Source organism: Sphingomonas sp. MMS24-J45, assembly GCF_044881195.1.
Taxonomy (GTDB): Bacteria; Pseudomonadota; Alphaproteobacteria; order Sphingomonadales; family Sphingomonadaceae; genus Sphingomonas.
Genome location: NZ_CP173255.1, coordinates 3,067,166 through 3,092,390, shown reverse-complemented (window position 1 = coordinate 3,092,390; position 25,225 = coordinate 3,067,166). Strand labels below are relative to the sequence as shown.

Annotated in this window: 21 protein-coding genes; 8 read left to right on the top strand and 13 right to left on the bottom strand. The window is 64.8% G+C overall.

Features of this window, described 5'->3' with window-relative positions:
• Positions 1 to 2: 2 nt before the first annotated feature.
• On the bottom strand, positions 3 to 1,664 hold the full coding sequence (locus tag AB5I39_RS15000) for an amidohydrolase (RefSeq protein ID WP_404368558.1): 1,662 nt from the start codon (positions 1,662 to 1,664) through the stop codon (positions 3 to 5).
• A gap of 152 nt (positions 1,665 to 1,816) precedes the next feature.
• Here AB5I39_RS15000 and AB5I39_RS14995 point away from each other — a divergent pair, with 152 nt between their 5' ends.
• On the top strand, positions 1,817 to 3,070 hold the full coding sequence (locus AB5I39_RS14995; RefSeq protein WP_404368555.1) for a threonine ammonia-lyase: 1,254 nt from the start codon (positions 1,817 to 1,819) through the stop codon (positions 3,068 to 3,070).
• A gap of 249 nt (positions 3,071 to 3,319) precedes the next feature.
• Positions 3,320 to 4,123 (top strand): arginyltransferase, encoded by an 804-nt coding sequence (locus AB5I39_RS14990; RefSeq protein ID WP_404368552.1) that lies wholly within the window; start codon positions 3,320 to 3,322, stop codon positions 4,121 to 4,123.
• A 1-nt stretch (position 4,124) separates the two neighbouring features.
• On the opposite strand, the gene AB5I39_RS14985 is transcribed toward AB5I39_RS14990, so the two are convergent.
• The 5 genes from AB5I39_RS14985 to AB5I39_RS14965 form a co-directional block, all read right to left on the bottom strand.
• On the bottom strand, positions 4,125 to 4,931 hold the full coding sequence (locus tag AB5I39_RS14985) for a transglutaminase N-terminal domain-containing protein (RefSeq protein ID WP_404368550.1): 807 nt from the start codon (positions 4,929 to 4,931) through the stop codon (positions 4,125 to 4,127).
• A 14-nt stretch (positions 4,932 to 4,945) separates the two neighbouring features.
• Positions 4,946 to 5,881 (bottom strand): alpha-E domain-containing protein, encoded by a 936-nt coding sequence (locus tag AB5I39_RS14980; RefSeq protein WP_404368547.1) that lies wholly within the window; start codon positions 5,879 to 5,881, stop codon positions 4,946 to 4,948.
• Positions 5,881 to 7,365, bottom strand: coding sequence for a circularly permuted type 2 ATP-grasp protein (locus tag AB5I39_RS14975; RefSeq protein WP_404368545.1), 1,485 nt, complete (start codon positions 7,363 to 7,365; stop codon positions 5,881 to 5,883). Before AB5I39_RS14975 ends, AB5I39_RS14980 begins: the two co-directional genes overlap by 1 nt.
• A 108-nt stretch (positions 7,366 to 7,473) precedes the next feature.
• Positions 7,474 to 8,313, bottom strand: a complete 840-nt coding sequence (gene bla / locus AB5I39_RS14970) for a subclass B3 metallo-beta-lactamase (protein WP_404368543.1) — start codon at positions 8,311 to 8,313, stop codon at positions 7,474 to 7,476.
• Complete coding sequence (locus AB5I39_RS14965; protein ID WP_404368540.1) at positions 8,310 to 10,382, bottom strand: protein-disulfide reductase DsbD family protein; 2,073 nt, start codon at positions 10,380 to 10,382, stop codon at positions 8,310 to 8,312. Before AB5I39_RS14965 ends, bla begins: the two co-directional genes overlap by 4 nt.
• An 86-nt stretch (positions 10,383 to 10,468) precedes the next feature.
• Between AB5I39_RS14965 and AB5I39_RS14960 the strand changes: the two genes are divergently transcribed.
• Both AB5I39_RS14960 and AB5I39_RS14955 read left to right on the top strand, forming a co-directional pair.
• Positions 10,469 to 12,124 (top strand): alkaline phosphatase family protein, encoded by a 1,656-nt coding sequence (locus tag AB5I39_RS14960; protein ID WP_404368537.1) that lies wholly within the window; start codon positions 10,469 to 10,471, stop codon positions 12,122 to 12,124.
• The gene (locus AB5I39_RS14955) at positions 12,121 to 13,101 is read left to right on the top strand and encodes a phytanoyl-CoA dioxygenase family protein (protein WP_404368534.1); all 981 of its coding nucleotides are present in this window, start codon (positions 12,121 to 12,123) and stop codon (positions 13,099 to 13,101) included. Before AB5I39_RS14960 ends, AB5I39_RS14955 begins: the two co-directional genes overlap by 4 nt.
• 4 nt (positions 13,102 to 13,105) lie before the next feature.
• On the opposite strand, the gene AB5I39_RS14950 is transcribed toward AB5I39_RS14955, so the two are convergent.
• A complete protein-coding gene (locus AB5I39_RS14950) occupies positions 13,106 to 14,038 on the bottom strand; it encodes a right-handed parallel beta-helix repeat-containing protein (protein ID WP_404368532.1) in 933 nt (310 codons plus the stop codon).
• 167 nt (positions 14,039 to 14,205) lie between these two features.
• Between AB5I39_RS14950 and AB5I39_RS14945 the strand changes: the two genes are divergently transcribed.
• A complete protein-coding gene (locus AB5I39_RS14945; protein WP_404368529.1) occupies positions 14,206 to 14,508 on the top strand; it encodes a hypothetical protein in 303 nt (100 codons plus the stop codon).
• Positions 14,509 to 14,589: 81 nt separating this feature from the next.
• On the opposite strand, the gene metH is transcribed toward AB5I39_RS14945, so the two are convergent.
• The 4 genes from metH to AB5I39_RS14925 all read right to left on the bottom strand — a co-directional run bounded on the left by metH (position 14,590) and on the right by AB5I39_RS14925 (position 20,419).
• Positions 14,590 to 17,241: a methionine synthase gene (metH, locus tag AB5I39_RS14940; protein WP_404368526.1), complete on the bottom strand. Its 2,652-nt coding sequence runs from the start codon at positions 17,239 to 17,241 to the stop codon at positions 14,590 to 14,592.
• A gap of 124 nt (positions 17,242 to 17,365) precedes the next feature.
• Entirely contained in the window at positions 17,366 to 18,412 is a 1,047-nt protein-coding gene (locus AB5I39_RS14935; protein WP_404368524.1) for a homocysteine S-methyltransferase family protein, read from the bottom strand.
• Between the two features lie 103 nt (positions 18,413 to 18,515).
• Entirely contained in the window at positions 18,516 to 19,463 is a 948-nt protein-coding gene (metF, locus tag AB5I39_RS14930) for a methylenetetrahydrofolate reductase [NAD(P)H] (RefSeq protein ID WP_404368521.1), read from the bottom strand.
• On the bottom strand, positions 19,460 to 20,419 hold the full coding sequence (locus tag AB5I39_RS14925) for an ArsR/SmtB family transcription factor (protein WP_404368519.1): 960 nt from the start codon (positions 20,417 to 20,419) through the stop codon (positions 19,460 to 19,462). Before AB5I39_RS14925 ends, metF begins: the two co-directional genes overlap by 4 nt.
• 134 nt (positions 20,420 to 20,553) lie before the next feature.
• Here AB5I39_RS14925 and AB5I39_RS14920 point away from each other — a divergent pair, with 134 nt between their 5' ends.
• Genes AB5I39_RS14920 through AB5I39_RS14910 form a run of 3 tightly spaced genes read left to right on the top strand, consistent with a single transcriptional unit; the run spans position 20,554 to position 21,976 of the window.
• Positions 20,554 to 20,832, top strand: a complete 279-nt coding sequence (locus AB5I39_RS14920; protein ID WP_404368517.1) for a hypothetical protein — start codon at positions 20,554 to 20,556, stop codon at positions 20,830 to 20,832.
• On the top strand, positions 20,829 to 21,029 hold the full coding sequence (locus AB5I39_RS14915) for a hypothetical protein (protein ID WP_404368514.1): 201 nt from the start codon (positions 20,829 to 20,831) through the stop codon (positions 21,027 to 21,029). The genes AB5I39_RS14920 and AB5I39_RS14915 overlap by 4 nt, the downstream gene beginning before the upstream one ends.
• Positions 21,026 to 21,976 (top strand): aldo/keto reductase, encoded by a 951-nt coding sequence (locus tag AB5I39_RS14910; protein WP_404368511.1) that lies wholly within the window; start codon positions 21,026 to 21,028, stop codon positions 21,974 to 21,976. The genes AB5I39_RS14915 and AB5I39_RS14910 overlap by 4 nt, the downstream gene beginning before the upstream one ends.
• Positions 21,977 to 22,068: 92 nt before the next feature.
• On the opposite strand, the gene AB5I39_RS14905 is transcribed toward AB5I39_RS14910, so the two are convergent.
• Positions 22,069 to 23,664: an isocitrate lyase gene (locus AB5I39_RS14905; protein ID WP_404368508.1), complete on the bottom strand. Its 1,596-nt coding sequence runs from the start codon at positions 23,662 to 23,664 to the stop codon at positions 22,069 to 22,071.
• 148 nt (positions 23,665 to 23,812) lie between these two features.
• Positions 23,813 to 25,198 (bottom strand): short-chain fatty acyl-CoA regulator family protein, encoded by a 1,386-nt coding sequence (locus AB5I39_RS14900; protein ID WP_404368505.1) that lies wholly within the window; start codon positions 25,196 to 25,198, stop codon positions 23,813 to 23,815.
• Between the last annotated feature and the right edge of the window lie 27 nt (positions 25,199 to 25,225).

Genomic DNA, 25,225 nt, shown 5'->3' with positions numbered 1-25,225 from the left:
CCTTACTTCCGCACCCACACCTTCTCACCGCCGACCCAGGTCTGCTCCACCTTGGTCGCGCGCAGGTCGCTGGGAGAGGCCAGCATCGGGTCGCGGTCCACGATCACGAAATCGGCGCGTTGCCCTACGCCCAGACGCCCGAACTTCTCCTCAGCAAACCCCGCATAGGCCGCAGCGCCGGTGAAGGCCCACCAGGCCTGCTCGCGCGTCACGCGCTCTTCGGGGCGCCAGCCGCCGTAAGGCTCGCCATCCGCACCCTGCCGGGTGAAGGCAGCCGCCCAGCCCCCGAACGGGTCCGGCTTTTCCACCGGGTAATCAGACCCGAAAGCGAGCGTCGCGCCGTTCTTCAACATCGAAGCCCAGGCATAGGCACCAGCGAGACGATCCCGCCCGAGCCGCGCCTCAGCCATCACGCGGTCGCTGGTCTCGTGCGTCGGCTGCATCGAGGCGATGATGCCGTTCTTGCCGAAGCGCGGTAGATCGGCCGGATCGACGATCTGCGCATGTTCGATCCGCCAGCGCCGATCGCCCTTGTAGGTGTCGACCAGATCGTCGATCGCGTTGAGCACCTCGGCATTGGCACGGTCGCCGATCGCGTGGACGGCAACCTGGAAATGCTCGAGCGCGGCACGGCTCATCAGATTGCGGATCACGTCATCCGACATGAAACCAGCGCCGGACTCGTTCGGCGCGTCGCTATACGGCTTCTTGAGCCAAGCGCCGCGCGAGCCGAGCGCACCGTCCTCGTACAGCTTCACGCCGCCCATGCGCAGCTTGTCGGCGTAGAGCCACGGCGTCGGCCCGCTGCCGCCGACCCGCACTGCAGTATCGACGCCAAAGGCATAACTCATGATCCGAACCCGCAGCGCGCCCGCGTCGCCTGCGCGACGATAAGCAAGCCAGTCGTCGATGCTGCTGCCCATGTCCGCGGTCGCGGTTATGCCATTGGCGAGCAGGATTTCCTGCGCCTTTTGAAACGCATAGTCGCGTTCCTTGGGGAGCGGCTGCGGCACGACCTTTTCGACCAGCGATTGCGCGGCATCGACGAAGACTCCGCTCGGCAGCGTGCCACTCTTCTCGATCCTTCCTCCGGGCGGCGACGCCGATTTCGCGGTCACGCCGGCAGCCTTCAACGCCGCGCTGTTACCCCAACTCGCATGACCATCGGCACGCGCCAGCCAGACGGGCCGATCGCTCACCACCGCATCGAGATCGGCTGCGGTCGGGAAACGTCCGAGGCCCCACACCTCCTGGTTCCAGCCGCCGCCGATGATCCACTTCTTCTCCGGGTTCGCGGCTGCATAGGCCGCGATCGCGGCCTTCGCCTCCTCCAGCGTTTTGGTGCTCGATAAATCGAGCTGCAGCGCGCGGAAGCCCAGTTCCATCACATGGCCATGCGCGTCGATGAACCCAGGCAGCAGTACCTTGCCCTTCTGGTCGGACCGCCAGTCGAGCTTGACCGGTCGCTTGTCGCTCTCGCCGAGGAGCTTGATCACCTTGCCCTCGGGCGAAATCAGCAGCCCGGTGAAACGGACGACCTTGCCATCCTGGTCAAGCGTGATGCCGTTGACGTTATCGACCAAAGCATCGGCGAACGCGGTCGTGGGAAGCAGGAGCGCGGCCAGCAGGCAGGCGGCGCGGGCGGCGAAAGATCGGCTGTGCATATCTCATGCGATAAGCAATGTTCCCCCGCCGCGCCAGATGGTCTAGGCGCTCCCCAACCCGTTCGTGCTGAGCCTGTCGAAGCACCGTTCTTCTGACGGCGGGGAGTGATGAAACGGCCCTTCGACAGGCTCGGGGCGAACGGAAGAGATAGATGGCTACCCATCCCCGCCCTGCGACCGCAACCCTTCCCGTCACGCTTGCCGACGTACAGGCGGCACACGCGCGAATCGGCGAACAGATCGTACGGACACCGTTCTTCATCAGCCGCACGCTGAGCGCGCTGACCGGCGCGACGGTCTATCTCAAGTTCGAGAATCTACAGTTCACCGCGGCGTATAAGGAGCGCGGTGCGCTCAACACGCTTCTGCAGCTCAATGCCGATACGCTCGGCGTGATCGCTGCCTCGGCCGGCAACCACGCGCAGGGTCTCGCCTATCACGCCAATCGGCTCGGCATTCCGGCGACAATCGTGATGCCGACCAATACGCCGACCGTGAAGGTGACGCAGACCGAAGGTCACGGTGCCACCGTCGTGCTGCACGGCGACACGTTCGACGCGGCCTATGCCCATGCCCGCGAACTGGAGGCCACTGGCGGCCTCACCTTCGTCCACCCGTTCGACGATGTGCGTGTCATCGCCGGGCAAGGCACGGTCGCGATCGAGATGCTGGAAGACGTGCCCGCGATCGACACCTTCCTAACGCCGATCGGCGGTGGCGGGCTGATCTCGGGCATGGCCGTGGTGGCGTCTGCTGCAAGCCAGGCACCCGGCGGGCACCCGATCGAAGTGATCGGGGTCGAAGCCGAGCTGTTTCCGTCAATGTATAACCGGGTCAAGGGCACCCAAATGCCCTGTGCGGGCGACACGCTGGCCGAGGGTATTGCGGTCAAGGAACCGGGCGCGATAACCGCGCAAATGGTCGAGGCGCTGGTCGACGACATCGTGCTGGTCAGCGAGCGCAGCCTGGAACAAGCCGTCAGCTTGCTGCTGCAGATCGAAAAGACCGTAGTCGAGGGTGCCGGGGCCGCCGGTCTCGCGGCGCTGCTGCAGCATCCCGAACGTTTTGCGGGCAAGACCGTCGGTGTCGTCTTGTGCGGCGGAAATATCGACACGCGCCTGCTCGCCAACGTCTTGCTGCGCGATCTCGCGCGCTCGGGACGGCTCGCGCGCCTGCGCATTCGCTTGCAGGACCAGCCGGGTGCGCTGTTCAATGTCGCGCGCATCTTCGAGCAGCAGCGCGTCAACATCCTCGAACTGGCACACCAGCGGATTTTCACGAATCTGCCCGCCAAGGGGCTTAGCCTAGAGGTCGAGTGCGAGACGCGTGACAAGGAGCATCTCGAGCGCCTGCTCGGGGCGTTGCGCGAAAGCGGCTATACCGTCAGCACAATCGAACTCGGTTGATTCCGCAGTAACCTTAAACAGCGTGATGAACGGAATCCGGCGCGCGGCGAACGGAGTCGCGCGCCCTCTTTTCAGCAACGGCCAATCGGTGCATCATCCTTTTGGATGAAGAGGCATGCGGCATGCGGCGGGCTCGTTAACCTTCATTAATGGTAAAGCCGCTTTTCATCACGTTCGGCCTGATTCATAATGCGTATCAGCGTTCGGCAATGGGGCGACGCAGGGCAGAAATTGAGGAAACCTTTCACGGTGACGGCACCCTTTCGGTTTCCCAGATTCTTCGTCACCAGCCCGTCGCCCTGCCCGTATCTGCCGGGTCGGCAGGAGCGGAAGGTTTTCACCGAACTCCGTGGGGAACAGGCGTCGGATCTGAACGATGCGCTTGGCCGGATCGGGTTTCGCCGCAGCCAATCGGTTGCCTACCGGCCGAGTTGCGCGGGCTGCACCGCCTGCGTCTCGGTCCGGGTCGTGGCGTCCGATTTCGTGCCTAACGCGACGCAACGGCGCCAGGTGCGCCGCAACGCCGACCTCGAGGTTACCGCGTGCCGCCCTTGGGCGACCGATGAGCAATTCCAGCTGCTCCGCCGCTATCTCGCCTCGCGCCACCCCGGCGGCGGCATGGCAGAGATGGATGAGAGCGACTATGCCGACATGGTCGAGCATTCGCCGGTCAACAGCTTCATCGTCGAATATCGCGAACCGTCGCAGCACGGCGAGCGCGGCAAGCTCGTCGGCGCGTGCCTTACCGATCAGCAGGCCGATGGCCTGTCGATGATCTACAGCTTCTTCGACGCGGACAATGAACAGCGCCGTGGTCTCGGCAGCCAGATTATCATCGATCATATCCTGCGCGCCCGCGCCGTAGGCCTGCCCTATGTCTATCTCGGCTATTGGGTGAAGGGGTCACCGCGGATGGATTACAAGATCCGCTACCGCCCGATCGAAGTGCTGGGGCCGAAGGGCTGGAGCCTGTTGATCGATGAGGAGGCGACTTATACGCCGCCGGCCGAGAAGTATGCCATCATGGCCGAACAGCTGGTCGGGACCAGCTGAGTTAATGCCCAGCGCGATCGACGTGAAGATCGACGTCGAGCCGCTCCTCACCCTCTCCCAGGCGTGAACCCGCCACCGGCGCTGCCCCCGCCGCATCAAGCGCAACGGCGACGCGGACATAGGCTTCGTCGGCACTAAGCCCGGTGCAAGGATCGAACGCCACCCAGCCGAGATCCTCGACATAGGCCTCTGCCCAGCCGTGCGGTGCTGGACTGCTGTCGGCCCCGAAACAGACGGGGCTATATCCGGATACATAGCGTGCCGGAATGCCCAGGCAGCGTGCCGCCGCGACGAAGATATGGGTCAGATCGCGCGGCGTCGCAGTTTCGCGTTGAAAGGCCGTTGCTGCGGTCTGGCCGGTGATCGGGCGCCCCCGATCGAGCGCGAAGCGCTGATGAATAGTCCCGTTCAGCGCATGGAGCGTCGCCAGTTGCACCCCGTCACCGATCGTTTGCGCAAAGTCCCAGATTGCCTGATCCGCCGCCGTCAACGCGGTGGCCCGCAGGAACAATTCGGGCGGCAGCGTCTCCTCCCCGCCGTGCACAATTCCGCGCGACGGGTTGGTCAGCACCTCGCCCGAGACCGTAATCTCGATACCGTCGATCGGGCCATCGACGTACAGCATCGTCGTGCTGTTGCCGAACCCGTCGCGTCCGGGGCGGAAGCGCGCATCGCAATCGACATGCACCGTCCAGCTTGCCACCGACTGATCGTGCGTGTCCTCCGGATTGACGCGAAGCAGCTGAATCAACCGCGATTGCGGAGCGGTGAAGCGATAGGTCGTGCGGTGATCGACAATCAGCCTCATCGCGCGCCTCCGCCTCAGGTGAATTTGAACTGGCGCCCGACGGCGCGGTGCAGTTCGTCGTTTTCCGCGATGAAGCCTTGCAGGAATTGGTGCAAACCTCGGGCAATCACCGCACCCGATTGGGTGCGCGATAAGCGCATGTGCCGGGTGCGCGCCATCCGATCGGCCTCGCCATGCAGGCCGGTGCGCTTGGCCAATAGATTGAGGATGTCGACCGCCTCCTCCACCGACGCTGCTAGGCTGCGCGGCAATTCAGGCCGCGCGATCAGCAAGTCGATAACGTTCGCGGGCGTCAATCCATCGGAATAAAGCCAGCGATAGGCCGTAACTGCGGAAACGGTCTGGAGGATCGTGGTCCATTGATCGCGATCGACGACACCGCCGACCCGCTCCCCCTCCGGCAGGAGGATGTGGTATTTGACGTCGAGCAGCCGCGCGGTGTTGTCGGCGCGTTCGATTGCCTGACCGAGCCGGATGAACCAGGTCGTCTGGTTGCGCAGCATGCGGTGCACCGCGCCTTCGAAGCCGCGCGTCTCCGCCTTGACCGCCTCGACCAGATTGAGCGTCGCCATCGCGCCGCCCGGGCTGGAGCGGCTGTCGAACATCAACCAGGCGCGGTTGATGCCGGTCCAGGCTTCCTTGGTAAGCGCGGTGCGCACCGCGCGCGCGTTGTTTCGCGCCATGTCGAGCGACCGCACGATCGAGCCGGGGTGGCTCGAATCGACCGTCAGGAAGCGCGCCACGTGGCTCTGCGTCACGTCCCGGCCCGTGGCGGTGAAGGCGGCGTCGGTTTCGGTCACGGCCAGCGCGCTGGCCCAGGCCGCTTCCCCCGCCGGACGCGGCGAGAGCACGTCGAGCCGCACGGTCGCCTCGACCAGACGCGCGGTGAAATCGGCGCGTTCGACGTAGCGGCCAAGCCAGTAAAGCGAGGAGGCGGTGCGCGAGAGCATCAGGCGACCTCTCCCTGCACGTAACCCATACTCTGGCTCTGGCTCGGGGCAGCGCCGTTATCCATCAGCACGAAGCTGTCCTTGGTCCCGCCGCCCTGCGACGAATTGACCACCAGCGACCCCTCTTTCAGCGCGACCCGCGTCAGCCCGCCGGGAACGACCTGAACGCCCTTAGACCCAGTCAACACGAAGGGACGGAAATCGACATGCCGCGGCGCAAGGCCGCTCTCCGCCAGCGTCGGCACGGTGGAAAGCGCCAGCGTCGGCTGGGCGATATAACGGTGCGGCTCGGCGATCAGTGCGGCGCGGAACGCCTCGATCTCTGCCTTGGTCGCGGTCGGGCCGACCAACATGCCATAACCGCCCGACCCGTCGACCAGCTTCACCACCAGATCCGGCAAATGGTCGAGCACGTATTTAAGCGCGTCCGGCTCACGACAGCGCCACGTCTCGACATTTGGCAGCTTCGGATCGCAGCCCGAATAGAATTTCACGATTTCGGGCATGTACGAATAGATGGCCTTGTCGTCGGCGATGCCGTTCCCCGGCGCGTTTATCAGCGCGACATTGCCGGCGGCATAAGCGGCGATCAGCCCCGGCACGCCGAGCATCGAATCCGGACGGAACACCAACGGATCCAGGAAATCGTCGTCGATCCGGCGATAGATCACATCGACCTTTACCCGCCCCGCGATCGTGCGCATCCACACCACATCGTCATCGACGACGAGGTCGGCCGCCTCGACCAACTCGACGCCCATCGAATCCGCAAGAAAGCTGTGCTCGTAATAAGCCGAATTGTAATGCCCCGGCGTCAGCACGACGCAGACCGGTGCGTTGACGCCGATCGGCGCGACCGACTTCATCGTCTCCAGCAAGCGATCGGGATAACTATCCACTGCGGCCACCCGGAAATCGCGGAAAAGCTCCGGACACAGCCGCAGCATCGCCTCGCGATTTTCGAGCATGTAGCTGACGCCGGAGGGCGTGCGGGCATTATCCTCGAGCACGAAGAAATCGTCCGGCCCGGTGCGGACCAGATCAATCCCGCAAATATGCGCCCAGATATCGTGCGGCGGGCGAATGCCCGCGATCTCCGGGCGGAACTGCGCATTGCCGAAAATCAGGTCGGGCGGGAGGACGCCGGCCTGGAGAATCTCCCGATCGCCATAGATATCGACGAGGAAGGCGTTGATCGCCTCGACCCGTTGCACCAAGCCAGCCGACAGCCGCGCCCATTCATCGGCCAGGAAAACGCGCGGCACGATGTCGAACGGAATGATCCGCTCGCTTGCGTCGCTGTCACCATAAACGGCGAAGGTGATGCCGAGCTGGCGGAACGTCGCCTCTGCCGATTGCTGGCGTCGGCGGAGTTCGGCATCGGGCGTGTCGTCGATCCAGGCACCGAGCGCCGCGAGTTCGGGACGCGCCACCGTTGACCCGACATGCCCCATAATTTCGTCGAACGCAGGTCTTGTCGCCATTGCGATGGTAAAGCCCCCAAATCCGTGCTGGTTCCATGCTGCGACGGATTGCTGCGTTGCACAAGCGCCGCCGCACAGAAAAAAGCGAGTGCGGCCCTTCAGCCGACGTCAGAAGCCCGACAGCCCCTTGCGCCTGGTCGCCCCGCGTTGCTTCGTCAGTTCGACTTCGAACGCCGCCCGCGCCTCGGCAACGAGCTTCGACAGCACCCCCGGTGCACGATAATCGGTGCCTCGGCGCGTCAGGATGTCGGACGCCTCGGGATGCGCTGTCAGCACGATGTCAGCCTTAAGCGCGCCGATCCGATCGAAACTGCGCCGGAAGTGGCGCACGATCGCAGGATATTCGGTGTTACCGAACAAGCGGTTGCCCGCGACCGTCATGCTGCATGGAAAGACCACGGTGACGCGACCAGCCCTGCGCGCGATCGGCAGTACCCAAGTGGTGCAGCCACGCGTGTGCCCCGGCGTGGCGAGCGCCGTCATGCGCACGCCGCCCAAGGCCACCACGTCGCCATCGTGCAAGACGCGATCGACCCGAACGGCCGGAAATCTGCCGCGCGGATAGCTGGTCAAGCCGACATGCTCACCACGCTGTAACGCTGGAACATCTCCCGCCATCGCGGCCAGTCTTGCCCCGGTATCATGCTTCAAGGCGGCAAGGCCGCCAGCATGATCGAAGTGCGCATGGCTGTTGAGCAGGATCTTCACGTCCCGCAGCTTGAAACCGACTGCGCGAATGTTGGCCTCGATTGCGGGGACGTTCCGCTCCATCGTGCCGTCGAGCAGAATCGCCCCTTGCGGTGTCGCGATCAGATAGGCGGCGAGCCCCTTTGTACCGACGTAATAGATGTTCTCGGTAATTTGGAACGGCGCGGTCCGTTCGACCCATTCGGGCGGATCGCTTGCTGCAGTCAGAAGCAGTAGCGCGAGCGGCGCGAAGGACCTCATAGCGCCGCCAGCATCGCGGGGGTCAGCACTTGCGGCAACACTTGCGGCTCGGCTGCGCCCGGCGCGTAATAGAGGTAGAGCGGCACGCCCGCACGATTATGCTGTTCGATGAAGCGGCCCATGACCGGGTCACCATTGGTCCAATCGCCTATCAGGACCGCAACCTTATGCTCGGCGAACGCCTTGCGCGTCGCGTCGGTCTCGATCGCCACCTTCTCGTTTACCTTGCATGTCAGGCACCAATCGGCAGTGAAATAGACGAATACCGGGCGGCCCTCCTTGCGCAGGGCATCGAGCTTCGCCTCGGTGAACGCCTCGCTCCCGGCTTCGGCGACGGCAGCTCCCGCAGGCGCACGGCCGACCAGCGCGGCGCCACCAACCGTCACCACCGCCAGCGCAGCGAGAGCGACCCAGCCGAACGCCAGCCCGCGCGCCTGGCGCCGCCCGCCGATCCACAAGGCAAAACCCGCAAGCAAAGCCGCGCCAAGGCCAAGCGTCAGCCCATCGACCCCGGCTTGCCGCCCCAGCACCCACGCCAGCGCGAGGGCAGTCAGCCACATCGGAACCGACAGAATGTGGCGGAAGGTCTCCATCCATGCGCCGGGCTTGGGCAAGCGCTTGCGCAAGGCGGGCACGAAACCGAGCGCCAGGAAGGGAATCGCCAGCCCCAGCCCCAGCCCGGCGAAAACCGCAAGCGCGGCGGGCCAGGGCAGCACCAGCGCCGCACCGAGGGCGGCCCCCATGAACGGCCCCGTGCACGGCGTGGCGATGAAGGCGGCGAGCGCGCCGGTTGCAAACGCCCCCCCTGCCCCGCCCGAACGGTTGACGAATTGCGGCGTCGGAATCTCGAAGAGCCCGCCCAGGTTGAGCGACAGCGCCACGGTCAGCAGCAGCAAAACGACGATCGCGCGTGGGTCCTGCAACTGGAACGCCCAGCCGACTGCCGTCCCGCCCGCCCGGAGTGCGAGGATCGCCCCGCCCAGCGCGACGCACACCGCGACCACGCCCGCGGTATAGGCCAACGCCTCCCGCCGTGCCGCGCCCTCGTCGAGATGGCCACGCGCCAAGCTCAGCGCCTTGAGGCTCAGGATCGGGAAAACACAGGGCATGACGTTCAGGATCAGACCGCCCAGCATCGCGCCACCGAAGGCGATCAGCGTGGCGAGCAAGATGCCGCTCGTCCCGGTCGATACGCTCGATGCTGCCGCCGCGACCATCCCCGCCTCGGCGGTCACAATCAGGCCCTGTTGCGCGCCGATCTGCACGACACCGGCCAGCGGCCCCTTGCTTACGGTCTGCGCGGCCTTGGTTTCGACGACCAGACGGTCGCCGTCCTGCGTGACTGTCTGCGGCGCGGAATAATCGACCAAGCCCGTCGTGATCGGATAGAAATACACATCCTTCGGCAGCGCGGCGCCCGCCGGATAGGGGATCGCGATGCGGATGCGCCCGCCGCTCACCTGAAACACGCCCTTTGCATCGAGCGGCTTCGGCACGGCGCGCCGCCAGGCATCGAATTGCGCCTGGGATTGCGCCGAAATCGCACCGTCGCCGACGGTCATCACAGTCGACAGGTCGGCGGATTCGGGCACGCACACCTCAGCCGAGCAAACCAGATAATTGGTGTGCAGCTTGACCGGCAGCTTCGTCCCCGGGGCGAGGCCCGCAGGCACGCTCAGCGTGACCAGCGGGGCGTAGGCCTTCTCGAAAACGTAGTTCATCAAATCGGCGACGATCAGCCGCCCGGGTACTGGATAGGCCGGTGCACTCGCCGTCACGCCCTTAGGCAACGTCCAGTCGAGCTTCGCTGCGAACCCGGCATCACCCGGATTCTGCCAATAGCCGTGCCAGCCCGGCTGCGGCACAGTCGCCAGCGCGAGCGTGACGGTAGATCCCGCCTTGGGCGATGCGGTCTCGGCCACCAAGCTGATCCCGAGGTGCGGTCCCTTGCCATAGGGATCGGGCGTTATCGCTTGGGCGTGCGCGCGCCCCGACGCCAGCAGCGCCAGCAGCGCCAGCAGCGCCAGCAGCGCCAGCAATGTCACCATGACGTAATAAAACCAACGCATCGCTCACCCTCAACGGCCAACTTGTCGGCCCTGCCCCGACGCGCCATAGCGGCACAACCGGTCCGCCGCCAATTCGGAGACGTCGAATGAATCGATACACCTCTCTCGCCGTTCTGGCGCTGGGACTCCTTTCCGCACCGATCCGGGCCGAAACCGCACCGCCAGCCCCCCCGACAGCGCCCGCCCCGACGACTCCGCCGAAGCTGATCGTGGTGATCTCGGTCGATCAATTCTCCGCCGATCTGTTCGGGGAGTATCGCACATCGTTCACCGGCGGCTTGGCCCGCTTGCAAAAGGGCGGCGTGTTTCCGAGCGGTTATCAAAGCCATGCCGCGACCGAGACCTGCCCCGGCCATTCGACGATCCTGACCGGGTTCCGCCCGGAACATACCGGCATCATCGCTAACAATTGGACCGATCTGTCGGTCGCACGCGCCGACAAGCAAGTCTATTGCTCGGAGGATGAGACAGTGCCCGGCTCGTCCTCCGCGAACTACACCGTGTCCGACAAGCATCTGCTCGTCCCCACGCTCGGCGAGCGGATGAAGGCGGCGATCCCGGCGACGCGCGTCGTCTCAGTCGCGGGCAAGGACCGCGCCGCCGTGATGATGGGCGGCCACAATGTCGATGAACTGTGGTGGTGGAACGGCAAGGCCTTTGTCAGCTATGCTGGACGCGCCACGCCTGCCGTAGTCGCGCGAGCGAACGCCGCCACCGCCGCCAAGATTGCCGCCCCGCAAGCCGCGCTCGACGTGCCGGACATCTGCAAACCGCACGACCGCGCGACGTCGGTGGGTGGCGGCAAGACGGTCGGCGACGGGCATTTCGAACGCACGGCGGGCAATGCCGCCGCATTCCGCGCCTCCCCCGCCTTCGATGGCGCAATCGTCGCGCTGGCGGCCGGGCTGGTGCAGGACATGAAGCTCGGCAAGGGTTCGACCACCGACATCATCGACGTGGGTGCATCGGCGACGGATTACATCGGCCATACCTATGGCACAGAGGGTGCCGAGATGTGCATCCAGCTCCAGCAGCTTGACGCGACACTCGGCTCGTTCTTCGAGGTCCTCGATGCGACTGGCGTGGACTATGAAGTCGTGCTGACCGCCGATCATGGCGGCAACGACATTCCCGAACGCGAAGTCACGGCCGGCCTGCCCGATGCGCAACGGGTGAAGGTCGATCTCGCGCCGTCTTTGGTCGGCAAGCAGATCATGGCCAAGCTCGGCATCACGACGCCGGTGCTGTTCGGCGATATTCCCAATGGCGACATCTACATCGCACGCGATCTGGCCCCGGCGCAGCGCAAAGCCGTGCAGGATGCAGCGGTCGCTTATTACAAGGCGGCGCCGCAAGTGGCCGAAGTGTTCACCGCCGCGCAGCTACAGGCAGCGCCTGCTCCCAAGGGGCCGCCCGAGAAATGGGGCATGATCGAACGGGCACGCGCGTCCTTCAATGCCAAGCGGTCGGGCGATCTGCTCGTCTTCCTGAAACCACGCATAACGCCTATTCCCGATCCCACGCGCGGTTCGGTCGCCACGCACGGCAGCCCGTACGACTATGACCGCCGCGTGCCGATCCTGTTCTGGCGCAAGGGGATGACCGGATTCGAACATCCCGGCGGGGTCGAGACGGTGGACATCATGCCGACGCTGGCGCGGCAGATCGGTCTGCGGCTGACCGGGCCGAAGATCGACGGCAAATGCCTCGATCTGAGCAAGGCCGGTGCGGTCTGCCGATGAGCCATGCGCTGTCGCACATCCGCGGCATTGAGGCCTATCTCGATCGATTGACCGGGCGATCGCAGGAGCGCCTCCCCGAACATCAGTGGCGGATGCTGCTCGATACGCTCGGTCTCGGGATCGAGCAGACGATGCAACATGCCGGGCGGACGCGGCCGGATTTTGCGACGTTCGCCGAATGGGTGATCTCGACGGCGGGTCATCCCGATCCCGAGCGTGTAGCGCGTTATCACGCCGCGCTCGACGGTTTGCCGCCGCCCCCCACCACCGCCGCGCGGCTGGCCGAGATCGATGCGATGCCGCCCGTGCTGGATGCCGACGACCTGTCGCATTGGAACGAGCTTGGCTACGTCATCCTGCGCGCCGCGATCGACCCGGCGCTCGCGGCAGACACGGCGGCGCTGGTGTGGGAGATCGTCGGCGCGACGCCCGACAATCCGGCAAGCTGGTACGATGCAGGTGCGCGCAACGGCATCATGGTCCAGCATTTCCAGAGCCCGCAGCAGGATGCGATCCGGCGCTCGCCGCGCACTCACAAGGCTTTCGCGCAACTTTGGGGCAGAAGCGATCTGTGGATGAACACCGATCGGCTCGGCTTCAATCCGCCGGTACGGCACGACTGGAAATTCGCCGGGCAGCCGCTGCATTGGGACGACAGCCTGGTGCGCCCGATCCCGTTCGGGACTCAGGCCATTCTGTATCTGACCGATACCGCCGCGGAACAGGGCGCGTTGCAGTTGATCCCCGGCTTTCACCACAAGCTCGACGCGTGGCTCGACAGCCTTGGCGACAGCGATCCGCGGCTGGTCGATCTGACGGCGCAGGCCGTGCCGATCGCCGCCAACGCCGGTGACCTGATTATCTGGCGATCGGACTTACCGCATGGCGCCACCGCCAATCACGGCCGTGTGCCACGCCTGGTCCAATATCTGGCGATGTACCCGCCCACGCCGATCGCCCCGCGCGATTGGCTATAGGGGTTCAGCGAACCTCGTACATCCGGATCCCGGGCCCAAGCCGGTTCGCGCCGACGGCAAGCTGATCGCCGCTCATGTTGGCGACGAAGGCGGGGTTGGTTGGAGCATTTGGAGCAAGCGTCGCGTCATTGCCTTCGATACGAAGGCCGGTCGCGCGGTATGTCTTGGCCTCGGCCGAGACGACGATCAGCCCGCTGTGATTTTCCTTGCCCGCACCCTGCACGAAGGTGTTGCGGGTTATCAGGCCGGTGCCGCCTTCGGGCAGGTCGATCATGTAATTGGTCTTGCGCCCTTTGGTATCGTCGAAGCTGTTATCGGCGATCGTCACGCGCGGCACGCGCAGCTTGACGTAATGCCCGCCCGTTCCGCGCTCGAAGCGGGAGTTGGTGATCGTGACCGATCCCTGATTGGCGAGATAGATGCTGTGCGAGCAGCTCGGGCTCTCATCGCATTGGCCGAGGCCGGCGAAGGTCGACCGGTCGATCGTGATCTTCTGGGCAGAGGGATGGCCACCGAGGATACCCTCCTGGCTATCCAGAAACATCGAATTACGCACCACCAGATCGCCGATCTCGGTACGGATGCCCGCCCCGTTGCCATCGCCGACGCGCATCCCGCGGAACACCAAGCCGTCGACCGTCGATCCCTGCCCCCGGAGCACGAAGGCGGCCTTGTCCTCGCACGTCGTGCCCTCGAAGATCGCAGTACCCGGCTGGATCGCCTTGAAGGTGATCACACCGCCCGCCTGAATCGTGCATTGATGATACACGCCGGGTGCGATCAGGATCGTCGCGGTGCCCATGCGAACCGATTGCACCGCATCGTCGATCGTCTGGAAACCCTGGCCAGTCTCCTGGATCGTAAAGGGCGCGCGTCCCTGCTGCGCGGCGGCGGGAACGGCAAGCGCGAGCAGTAGCAACGGCACGATCGGGCGCATCTCGAGACTCCTTTGTCGTGAGAAATGCGCCGCTTGGCGCGGCTTGTGAAGGCAAATTGAGGGTTAACCGGGTCCGCCGCAGCGGCGATTGCGGATGTCACGGAACACGGCAATGTTGCGTACGTGCAACGACTCGCGATGAGGTGAGCGTGCAACGGAGACGGGACATGGCGGACAACCCCAATTTTCCTATTTCTACGGCAGCGATCAGCTGGTTCGATGGCAGCGGCGGATTGCATATCCGCGTCTATTCCAGTGACGGCTATACCATCACCGAGCGTTGCAGTGACAGCGGCGGTCCAGGATGGACCACCGGCAGCTTCTCGCAGCCCGGCAGCGCGGTTTCGGCGACCGTCTGGGTATCAGGCGGAGAGGCACAGATCCGTATCTATTGCACCAGCGCAGATCAGACGACCGAATGGGCCAACACGAGCAGTGGCTGGGTGAAGGGGACTTACACCACCACCTGATCGATTTGGGGCGCGAGGACGGCGCAACGATGGCCGCGCCGTCCCCCCATTAAACCCGGGCTATCGCAACGGCCTATTGGACTAATCGAGATTCGGCCGCAGCCAACGGGTCGCGGTTTCCAAATCAACACCCCGCCGCGCCGCATACTCCTCGAGCTGGTCAGGCCCGACGCGCGCGACACCGAAATACTCCGCCTGCGGGTGACCGAAGTAAAAGCCCGAGACGGCGGCGGTCGGCAGCATCGCAAAGCTCTCGGTCAGCGAGACGCCGGTGGCGTGGTGCGCGTCGAGCATCTCGAACAGCTTGACCTTCAGGCTGTGCTCCGGGCACGCGGGGTAGCCGGGGGCCGGGCGGATACCGCGATATTGTTCGCGGATCAGCGCTTCGTTGGTCAGCTGTTCATCGGGCGCATAGCCCCACAGATCGGTGCGGACGTGCTGGTGCAGACGCTCGGCGAAAGCCTCGGCCAGGCGGTCGGCCAGCGCTTTCAGCAGAATGTCGCTATAATCGTCGATCGCCGCCTTGAACTTGGCGAGATGCGGCTCGATGCCGTGGATCGACACCGCAAAGCCGCCGATCCAGTCGCCCTTCGGATCGATGAAGTCGGCCAGGCACATATTGGCGCGGCCCTCGCGCTTGGCGATCTGCTGGCGCAGGAAGGGCAGCCGCACGATGTCGTTGGAATCGACCAAGTTGAGCATGTCGAAACCGCGCAGCTCGTCGGCGTTGAAATCGCCCTTCAGGTCGATGACGACATCGTCCTCATAGCGTGCGCAGGGCCAAAGCCCGGCGACACCGCGCGCGGTCAGCCATTTCTCCGCGATGATCTGGTCGAGCATCATCTGCGCATCGGTGTAAAGGTTGCGCGCGCTTTCGCCGACCACCTCATCATCGAGGATCGCCGGGAAATTGCCCGCCAATTCCCACGCGCGGAAGAATGGGGTCCAGTCGATCAACTCGCGCAGGTCGGCCAGATCCCAGTCGCGGAAGACATGCACGCCGGGCTTGGCGGGCGCGCCGGGCTTCAGCGTCATATCGGCCACGAAGGCGTTTTCGCGCGCCTTGGCGATCGGGATCAGCTCGCTTTGCCCCTTATTGGCGCGGGCGAGGCGGACGGCTTCATAATCCTCCGCCGTCTTTTGCACGAATTCGTCGCGGATCGTGTCGCTGACCAGGGTCGAGGCGACGCCAACGGCGCGGCTCGCGTCGAGCACATGCACCACCGGCCCCTGATAAGCGGGCGCGATGCGCAGCGCGGTATGCACTTTGGACGTCGTCGCGCCGCCGATCAGCAGCGGCATCGTCATCCCTGCCCGCTGCATTTCCTCGGCAACCGTCACCATCTCGTCCAGCGACGGGGTGATCAGCCCCGACAGGCCGATCATATCGGCATCATTCTCGTTCGCGGCCTTCAGGATGTCGGACCAGGGCACCATCACGCCCATGTCGACCACGTCGAAGCCGTTGCATTGCAACACCACGCCGACGATGTTCTTGCCGATATCGTGCACGTCGCCCTTCACGGTCGCCATGATGATCTTGCCCTTGCCGCGCGCGCCGGGCTCCTTTGCCGCCTCGATGAAGGGCAACAAGTGAGCGACCGCCTTCTTCATCACGCGTGCCGATTTCACGACTTGCGGCAGGAACATCTTGCCCGAACCGAACAGGTCACCGACGACGTTCATCCCGTCCATCAGTGGCCCTTCGATCACCTCGATCGGGCGCGCGAAACCCTGGCGGGCTTCCTCGGTATCTTCGACCACATGCAGATCGATGCCCTTGACCAAGGCATATTCGAGCCGCTTGTTGACCGGCAGCCCGCGCCACTCAGCCGCCGCCTTTTCCGCCACCGCATCGGTGCCCTTGTACCGCTCAGCCAGCGCGATCAGCCGCTCGGTCGCGCCCTCGTCTCGGTTGAGGATGACGTCCTCGCACGCGGTGCGCAGTTCGGGCTCGATCTGATCATAGATATCGAGCTGCCCGGCATTGACGATCGCCATGTCGAGCCCGGCCGGGATCGCGTGATAGAGGAACACCGAATGCATCGCGCGGCGCACCGGCTCGTTGCCGCGGAAGCTGAACGACAGGTTCGACAGGCCGCCGGAGATATGCGCGTGCGGGCAGCGCGCCTTGATGTCTCGGCACGCCTCGATGAAGTCGACCGCATAATTGTTATGCTCCTCGATCCCGGTCGCCACCGCGAAGATGTTGGGATCGAAAATGATGTCTTCCGGCGGGAAGCCAATGCCCATGAGCAAATCATAGGCCCGCGCGCAGATTTCGAGCTTGCGCGCGCGCGTATCGGCCTGGCCGACGGTGTCGAACGCCATGACCACGACGGCGGCGCCGTACTGCATGACCTTCCTGGCTTGAGCGAGGAACTGCTCTTCCCCCTCCTTCATGCTGATCGAATTGACGATCGGCTTGCCGCTGACGCACTTCAGCCCCGCCTCGATCACCGACCATTTCGAGCTGTCGACCATGAACGGGATGCGCGCGATATCCGGCTCGGCGGCGATGAGCTTGAGGAAGGTGACCATCGCGTGCTCAGCGTCGAGCAGTCCCTCGTCCATGTTGACGTCGAGCACCTGCGCGCCCGATTCCACCTGTTGGCGCGCAACCTCGACCGCAGCGGGGTAATCCCCCGCCATGATGAGTTTCTTGAACTTGGCCGAACCGGTGACGTTGGTGCGTTCACCGATGTTGACGAATTGGGCGGTGGTGGTGGTCATTGTGTGCCTTCTCCCTCTCCCCTTCAGGGGAGAGGGCCGGGGAGAGGGGAAGTTACGGAGAGACGGCGCGTGTTACTGCCCCTCTCCCAACCCTCTCCCCTTAAGGGGAGAGGGCTTCGCTTGGCTAAGCCGCCATCGTCATCGGCTCCAGCCCGGCTAGGCGGGTGACGACCGGCGGAACCGGTAGCGGGCGTGGAGCGAGGCCCACGACGCCGTCCGCAATCGCCTTGATATGCGCTGGCGTCGATCCGCAGCAGCCGCCAAGGACATTGACTTGCGCAGCCTTGGCCCATTCGCCGACCAGCCCCGCAGTCGTGACGGGTGCCTCGTCGTATTCGCCCAGTTCGTTGGGCAATCCCGCGTTGGGATAGACCATGATCAGCGTATCGGCGATGTCGCTCAGCGTGCGGACATGCGGGCGCAACTGCTCCGCGCCGAACGAACAATTGAGCCCGATCGTCACCGGCCGCGCGTGGCGAACCGCGTGCCAGAACGCCTCGACCGTGTGGCCCGAGAGATTGCGGCCCGACAGATCGGTCAGCGTCATCGACAGCATGATCGGCACGTCGCGACCGAGCGCTTCACTCGCCTCGAGCACGGCCATGATCCCGGCCTTGGCGTTGAGCGTGTCGAACACCGTTTCGATTAGGATGAAATCGGCACCGCCCTCGATCAATGCGTCGATCTGCTCGCGATACACATCTTTCAGATAATCGAAGTCGATCTCGCGAAAACCGGGATCGTTGACGTCGGGGCTGAGCGACAGCGTCTTGTTGGTCGGCCCGACCGCGCCCGCCACAAAGCGTGGGCGGCCGTCCCTGGCCTGATATTCATCGGCGATCCGGCGCGCGAGCTTCGCGCTCTCGACGTTGATTTCGCGCACCAGGCCCTCGGCGGCATAGTCGGCCTGGCTGATGCGATTGGCGGAGAAGGTGTTGGTCTCGGCAATGTCCGCCCCCGCCTCGAAATAGGCGCGGTGGATGGTCTCGGGCACCTCTGGCTTGGTCAGCGCGAGGATGTCGTTATTGCCCTTCTGATCCTTGGCGAGCCCGAGCGTGCCGGCATAATCGGCCTCGGACAGTTTCCAATTCTGGATCTCGGTACCGAAGGCACCATCGGTAATGAGGATGCGCTTGGCAGCTTCGGCGAGAAATGTTTCGCGGATGGTCATAAAACTCGTCCCGTCACCCCAGCGAAAGCTGTGGTCTTTACGTTATAGGTGGCACACGTGCAGCGTGAGACCCCAGCCTTCGCTGGGGTGACGACGGTGTTGCTCATGCCGCTTCGGCGTGCGCAGGCGCCGCAGCCTTCGCCCGGATGCCGAGCAGATGGCAGATCGCGAAGCTCAATTCCGCACGGTTGAGCGTGTAGAAATGGAAATCGCGTACGCCGCCGGCATAAAGCCGCCGACACAGCTCCGCAGCGATCGTGGCCGACACGAGCTGGCGCGCAGCGGGATGATCGTCCAGCCCCTCGAACAGCGTGCCCATCCACGGCGGCACCACCGTGCCGCACATCGCCGACATGCGCTGTACCGCGCCGAAGTTCATGATCGGCATGATACCCGGCACGATCTCAGCCGTCACGCCCGCCTTGGTCGCTGCGTCGCGGAAGCGGAAGAAGGTCTCCGCCTCATGAAAGAATTGCGTGATCGCACGCGTCGCGCCCGCATCGAGCTTGCGCTTGAGATTGTCGATGTCCGCCGCCGCATCGACCGAATCCGGGTGGCATTCGGGATAGGCCGAGACCGAAATCTCGAACGGATGGAGTTTCCGCAAGCCCGCCACCAGCTCGACCGCATTGGCATAGCCGCCGACCGGCGACTGGAATTTCTCGCCCGGCACCGGCGAATCCCCGCGCAGCGCAACAATGTGGCGGACCCCGGCTTGCCAATAGGCATCGGCGACTGCGTCGATCTCGTCGCGTGTCGCAGCGACACAGGTGAGATGTGCTGCGGCCGGAATGGCGGTCTCCCGTGCAATCCTTGCCACCGTGGCATGGGTACGTTCGCGCGTTGTGCCCCCCGCGCCGTAAGTGACCGACACGAAACGCGGCCCGAGTGGCGCGAGCGTCTGCAGCGATTGCCACAGCGTTTCTTCCATCTTTTCCGACTTGGGCGGAAAGAACTCGAAGCTGATCCGTGCATCGCCCGCCAGATCGGCGAACAGCGGCGTCGCCAGCGCGTGGCGCGCCTCTTCCATTTGCTTGACCGAAACCATCATGCCGCCTTCATTTCCTGCGTTACCCGGCCCAGCTTGCGCGCGAGCCATAATTTCACCGTCAGTTCGCCGCCGACCAGCGTTTCCGTCCGCACCGGGGCCAGACCGGCGGCGGCGAACCAGGTCGCCATCTGTTCGTCGGCAAAGCCCAGGCGGGTATGCCCGTCCTTGGTGCGCAATTCCTCCCGGTCGTGCGACGCGAAATCGGCGATCAGCAGCCGCCCCCCGGGGCCGAGCACCCGCGCGGCCTCGGCGATCGCGGCGCCGGGCTGCTGCGCGAAATGCAGGACGTGGTGGATGATCGCGACGTCTGCGCCGCCGTCGCCGAGCGGCAAGGCATAGAGATCGGCCTGCCGTAACTCGGCGTTACCGAGCCCCCGCTCCGACAGTTTAGCGCGTGCGAGACGCAGCATTTCCGAGCTGCGATCGATCCCGAGCGCGTGGTCTGCGCGGCCTGCGAACAGTTCGAGCATCCGCCCGGTGCCCGTGCCGATATCGATCAGCTGCCCGATCGGCGCATCGCCAAGCACCGCCGAAATCGCCGCTTCGACTTCGCTTTCGGCGATGTGGAGCGAGCGGATCGCATCCCACTGGCCGGCATTCGCCTCGAACCAGCTTGCCGCCGACGCCGCGCGATCGGCACGCACGGCCGCAAGCCGCGCCGCATCCGCGACCGCCCAGTGATCGGGCTCTATCGCCGCCCATTGATCGAGCGCGCCAATGACCGGACCGACCATCGCGCCGTTACCCAGCGCAACGAACACCCAGCTTCCTTCCTTGCGGCGCTCGGCGATTCCGGCATCGCACAGAATTTTCACATGGCGGCTGACACGCGGCTGGCTCTGCCCGAGCACTTGCGCAAGTTCGCCGACCGACAACTCCATCGTGCGCAGCAGCGCGAGGATGCGCAGCCGCGTCGCGTCGGCAAGCGCGCGGAAGATGTCCAGGGCGATGGTCACAGCGTTTTCATCCTGGGATGCACATATAAAGATATCTTTATATGAGGTCAACGCGATTGCTGCGGACCCGGAAGCGATTGCGCGAGTTTGATGGCTTGAGTAGCGTCTGACGCGTCCATCAGGAGAGCCGTTTCATGAAGATTTACCGCATCCTGCCGCTCGTCGCGCTGACCACCCTCGCGCTCGCCGCGTGCAGCCCGAAAGCGCAAAGCCAGGCCGCCGACACTGCCAATACCGTCGAAGCAGATGCCAATGCGACCGCCGCCAAGGCTGTATCGGACACCGACGCCGCGCTGGGTGCCGCCGAAACTCGGATCGACAATGCTGCCGAGGTGCTCGGCAACAAAGCGGACCGCGTAGCCGATACCACGAGTGGGGCCGTGAAGGACATCGGCAACGAGATCGAAGAGTGAAGCGGGCGATCTTAGTGGCCCCGCTGCTGCTGATCGCGGCGTGCAGCGGGGGCGCAACTTCGACGGGGGCTTCGCCTGGCGAGGAGAAGGCACTCGATGATGCCGCGGCCCGCCTCGACGCCAATACCATCAACACCAACGCCGCCGAAATCGTCGACGAGGACGATGACGGAGACAATGAAAGCCAACCGCAATGACCACGCTCCGCCGCCTGGGTGCCACCGATCTCCACATCGCGCCGCTGGTGCTGGGCGGTAACGTGTTCGGCTGGACCGCCGATGAGGCGACCAGCTTCGCGGTGCTCGATGCTTTCGTGAGCGGCGGCGGGACGATGATCGACACCGCCGATGTCTATTCGGCCTGGGTTCCGGTCCACAAAGGCGGCGAGTCCGAGGCGGTGATCGGCGCCTGGCTCAAGCAATCGGGCAAGCGCGGCCAGGTCCAGATCGCGACCAAGGTCGGCATGTTGCCGGGCGAAGGTGGCGAGAAGCTGGCGCCGGCGCGCATTGCCGCAGCGTGCGATGCGTCGCTCAAGCGGCTCGGCGTCGAGACGATCGACCTGTATTTCGCGCACCAGGATGACGATGCGACGCGCCAGGAGGATGCGCTGGCGGCATTTTCGAAGCTGATCGATGCGGGCAAGGTGCGCGCGCTCGGGGCGTCGAACTTCCACGCCGCGCGGCTGAAATCGGCGAACGATCTCGCGCGGACTCATGGCCTGCCGCATTATCATGTGCTGCAGCCCGAATATAATCTCGTCAGCCGCCACAAGTTTGAAGGCGAGCTGCAAAATTACTGCGTCGAGCACAATATCGGCGTTGTGCCCTATTATGGGATCGCATCGGGCTATCTGACGGGCAAGTATCGCTCCTCCGCAGATTTCGGGAAAAGCGTCCGTGGTAGCCGAATGCAGGCGTTCATGGATGGTAGCGGGCCAGCGGTGCTGGCTGCGATGGACGCTGTCGCCGAGGAGACCGGCGCGACGCTGGCGCAGATCGCGCTGGCCTGGCTGGCAGCGCAGCCTGCGGTGACTGCGCCGATCGCGAGCGCGACGAGTGTGGCGCAGGTTGACGAGTTACTGGGGTCTATGGATCTGGCGCTCACGACGGAGCAGCTTGAGCGGTTGACAGTGGCGGGGGCTTAAGGGCCCGCCGCGGCGAAGCCGCGCCGTCGGACGGCGGGTCCTTGGACCCGCCGCCGGCCGGGCGTGCCGCAGCTTGCGCTGCGGCTACTGCGTCACGCCGCGAACTGGTTCATCGTGTTGTGCGCGCCGCCGGCCTTCAGCGCCGCCTCGCCCGCGAAATACTCCTTGTGATCGTCGCCGATGTCGGAGCCGGACATGTTCTGATGCTTCACGCAAGCAATCCCCTCGCGGATTTCCTTGCGCTGGACGCCCTTCACATAGCCGAGCATCCCCGCCTCGCCGAAATATTCCTTCGCCAGATTGTCGGTCGACAAGGCCGCGGTGTGATAGGTCGGCAGCGTGATGAGGTGATGGAAGATCCCCGCACGCGCGGCCGCATCCTTCTGGAACGTGCGGATCCGCTCATCGGCTTCGTCGGCCAATTCGGTGCCGTCATAATCGACCGACATCAGCTTGGCCCGATCGTAGGCCGATACATCCTTGCCCGCGGCAACCCACGCGTCGAACACCTGCTGGCGGAAGTTGAGCGTCCAGTTGAAGCTGGGCGAGTTGTTGTAGACCAGCTTGGCGTTGGGCACGACCTCGCGGATGCGATCGACCATCCCCGCGATCTGCTCGATATGCGGTTTCTCGGTTTCGATCCACAGCAGGTCGGCACCGTTCTGCAGCGAGGCGATGCAGTCCATGACGCAACGGTCTTCGCCGGTCCCGCTGCGGAACTGGAACAGGTTCGATGGCAGCCGCTTGGGCTTCATCAGCTTGCCGCCGCGGTTGATGACGACGTCGCCGTTGATCGTCGACAGGTCGGTCACTTCTTCGCAATCGAGGTAGCTGTTATACTGGTCGCCGAGATCGCCCGCTTCCTTCGAAACCGCGATTTGCTTGGTGAGGCCTGCGCCGAGCGAGTCGGTGCGCGTGACGATGATTCCGTCCTCAACGCCAAGTTCGAGGAAGGCGTAGCGGCAGGCACGCACCTTCGCGAGGAAGTCCTCGTGCGGCACGGTCACCTTGCCGTCCTGATGGCCGCACTGCTTTTCGTCGCTCACCTGATTCTCGATCTGGAGCGCGCAGGCGCCCGCCTCGATCATCTTCTTGGCGAGCAGATAGGTCGCCTCGGCATTACCAAAACCGGCGTCGATATCGGCGATGATCGGCACGACATGCGTCTGATACCCGTCGATCGCGTTGATCAGGCGCTGCTCCTCCACTTGGTTACCAGCGGCGCGGGCGGCGTCGAGATCGCGGAACATCATGCCCAGTTCGCGAGCATCCGCCTGACGGAGGAAGGTGTAGAGCTCCTCGATCAGTGCCGGAACGCTGGTTTTCTCGTGCATCGACTGATCGGGCAGCGGACCGAATTCGCTGCGCAGTGCGGCGACCATCCAGCCCGAGAGGTACAGATAGCGCCGCTCGGTCGAGCCGAAGTGCTTCTTGATGCTGATCATCTTCTGCTGCGCGATGAAGCCGTGCCAGCAGCCGAGCGATTGCGTGTATTTCGCCGGATCGGCGTCATAGGCGGCCATATCGCGGCGCATGATCGCGGCGGTGTAGCGCGCGATGTCGAGCCCGGTCTGGAAGCGGTTCTGCATCCGCATCCGCGCGACGCTCTCCGCGTCGATGCCGTCCCAGGTGCCGTTGAAGCTTTTGATCAGGCTGGCGGTCTTGGTGATGTCGGTCTGGTAGGTCATCGGATTGCCCCGTCTGTATGGATTGGCAATTCCGTACACTGATTTACATCCGAAAGTTACGAAAGTTGCGCCCGGACGGGGTATATCTGTCAGCCTCCGGTCCAACAGCTATGTCGTTATGTCACTTATTTACAAGCGCCTGCCGACCTCAGTCCCCACCAAAGGTGAAGGCGCTGACGCCACGCTCGCGCTCGTTGAGCACCAGCGCGCGCCCCGCGGGCGGGAGCGAGCGTTGCGGGCAATTGCCGCGGCCGCACGCGCGGCAGCCGAGGCCGATCGGCGTCGCCTCGCCCTTAAGATCGAGCCCGCGCGCCACCGCCATCGTCCCGCCGAGCGTTGCAGACACGCCCAGTCCCACCGCAAATTCAGCCGGCACCGCGCCATAACGCCGCCCCTGCGGAGTCACGGTGCGCGCGATCGTCAGCCAGCGCGTTTCGTCTTCGAGCTCCACCATCTGCACCGCAAGGCTCCCCGGGCGATCGAACGCAGCGTGCAGCCGCAACAACGGGCAGCGCCCCTCTGCCTCGGCCAGCGGCGATCCGCTCGCGCCCGAAAAGCGCTTCGACGCCTGCCCGGCCCGGTCGATCCGCACCATGAAGAACGGCAGCCCACGCGCGCCGACCCGCTGCAGCGTGGTCAGTCGGTGCGCGACCTGTTCGAACCCGGCCCCGAAACGGCGCTGGAGCAATTCGATGTCGTACCCCGTCGCCTCACACGCGCGCAGGAAGCGAGCATAGGGCATCATCACGGCAGCGGCGAAATAGCTGGCGAGGTGGCGGCGATAGAGCCGTTCGGACGCGCGGTCGGTGAAGCCAGCGCCCTTGGCCAGGCCATCAATCTCCGCGCGCGCCTCGATCTGCGCGAGCTGGAACGCGACCGCGAAGGTGCGCGAGGCAGGATCGAGCGTTTCGGACAGTTGCAATTGCCGCGCGTGGAGATCGGTGCGGCGGAGCATGTCGGGCATCACGTCGACCGGCAGGACGCGGATCGTCAATTGATGCTTCACGCGCAGGCGCTCGGCGATGGCGCCGTAAAGGTCACCCGCGCCCAGGCGGAGCTCGTCCGCCAGCGTCTCGGCCATTGCGTCGAGATCGGCGAAATGCCCGCGCCAGCGCTCGATTTCGCGGCGGACTTCGCTGATCGGATCACTCGTCGCGCTCGTATCGACGCCCCCTGCCCCGATCCGGTCAAACGCGCGGGCAAAGGCCTCCGCGCCGCCGGGCGCTCCGGCCAGCCACTCGGCCAGTTCGTTGCGGTCGATTTCCAGATCGGCGAACATCGGATCGGCCAGCCGTCGCCGCAACGCCGCCTCACCCCCGCCAGGCTCCCCCGCCGCCAGCGCGCGCGGATCGAAATCGAAGCTTTCGGCGAGCCGCACGATCAGCGAGGCCGATAGCGGGCGCTGGTTCTTCTCGACCAGATTGAGGTAGCTCGGGCTGATCGTCAGCATCTCGGCCATCGCCGCCTGCGTCAACCCTGCCTGCCGCCGCAAGCGGCGAATGGCGTGTCCGGCGAAGAGCTTGCGATCGGCCATTGGAGCACCCTCGATTACGTCGGGCTC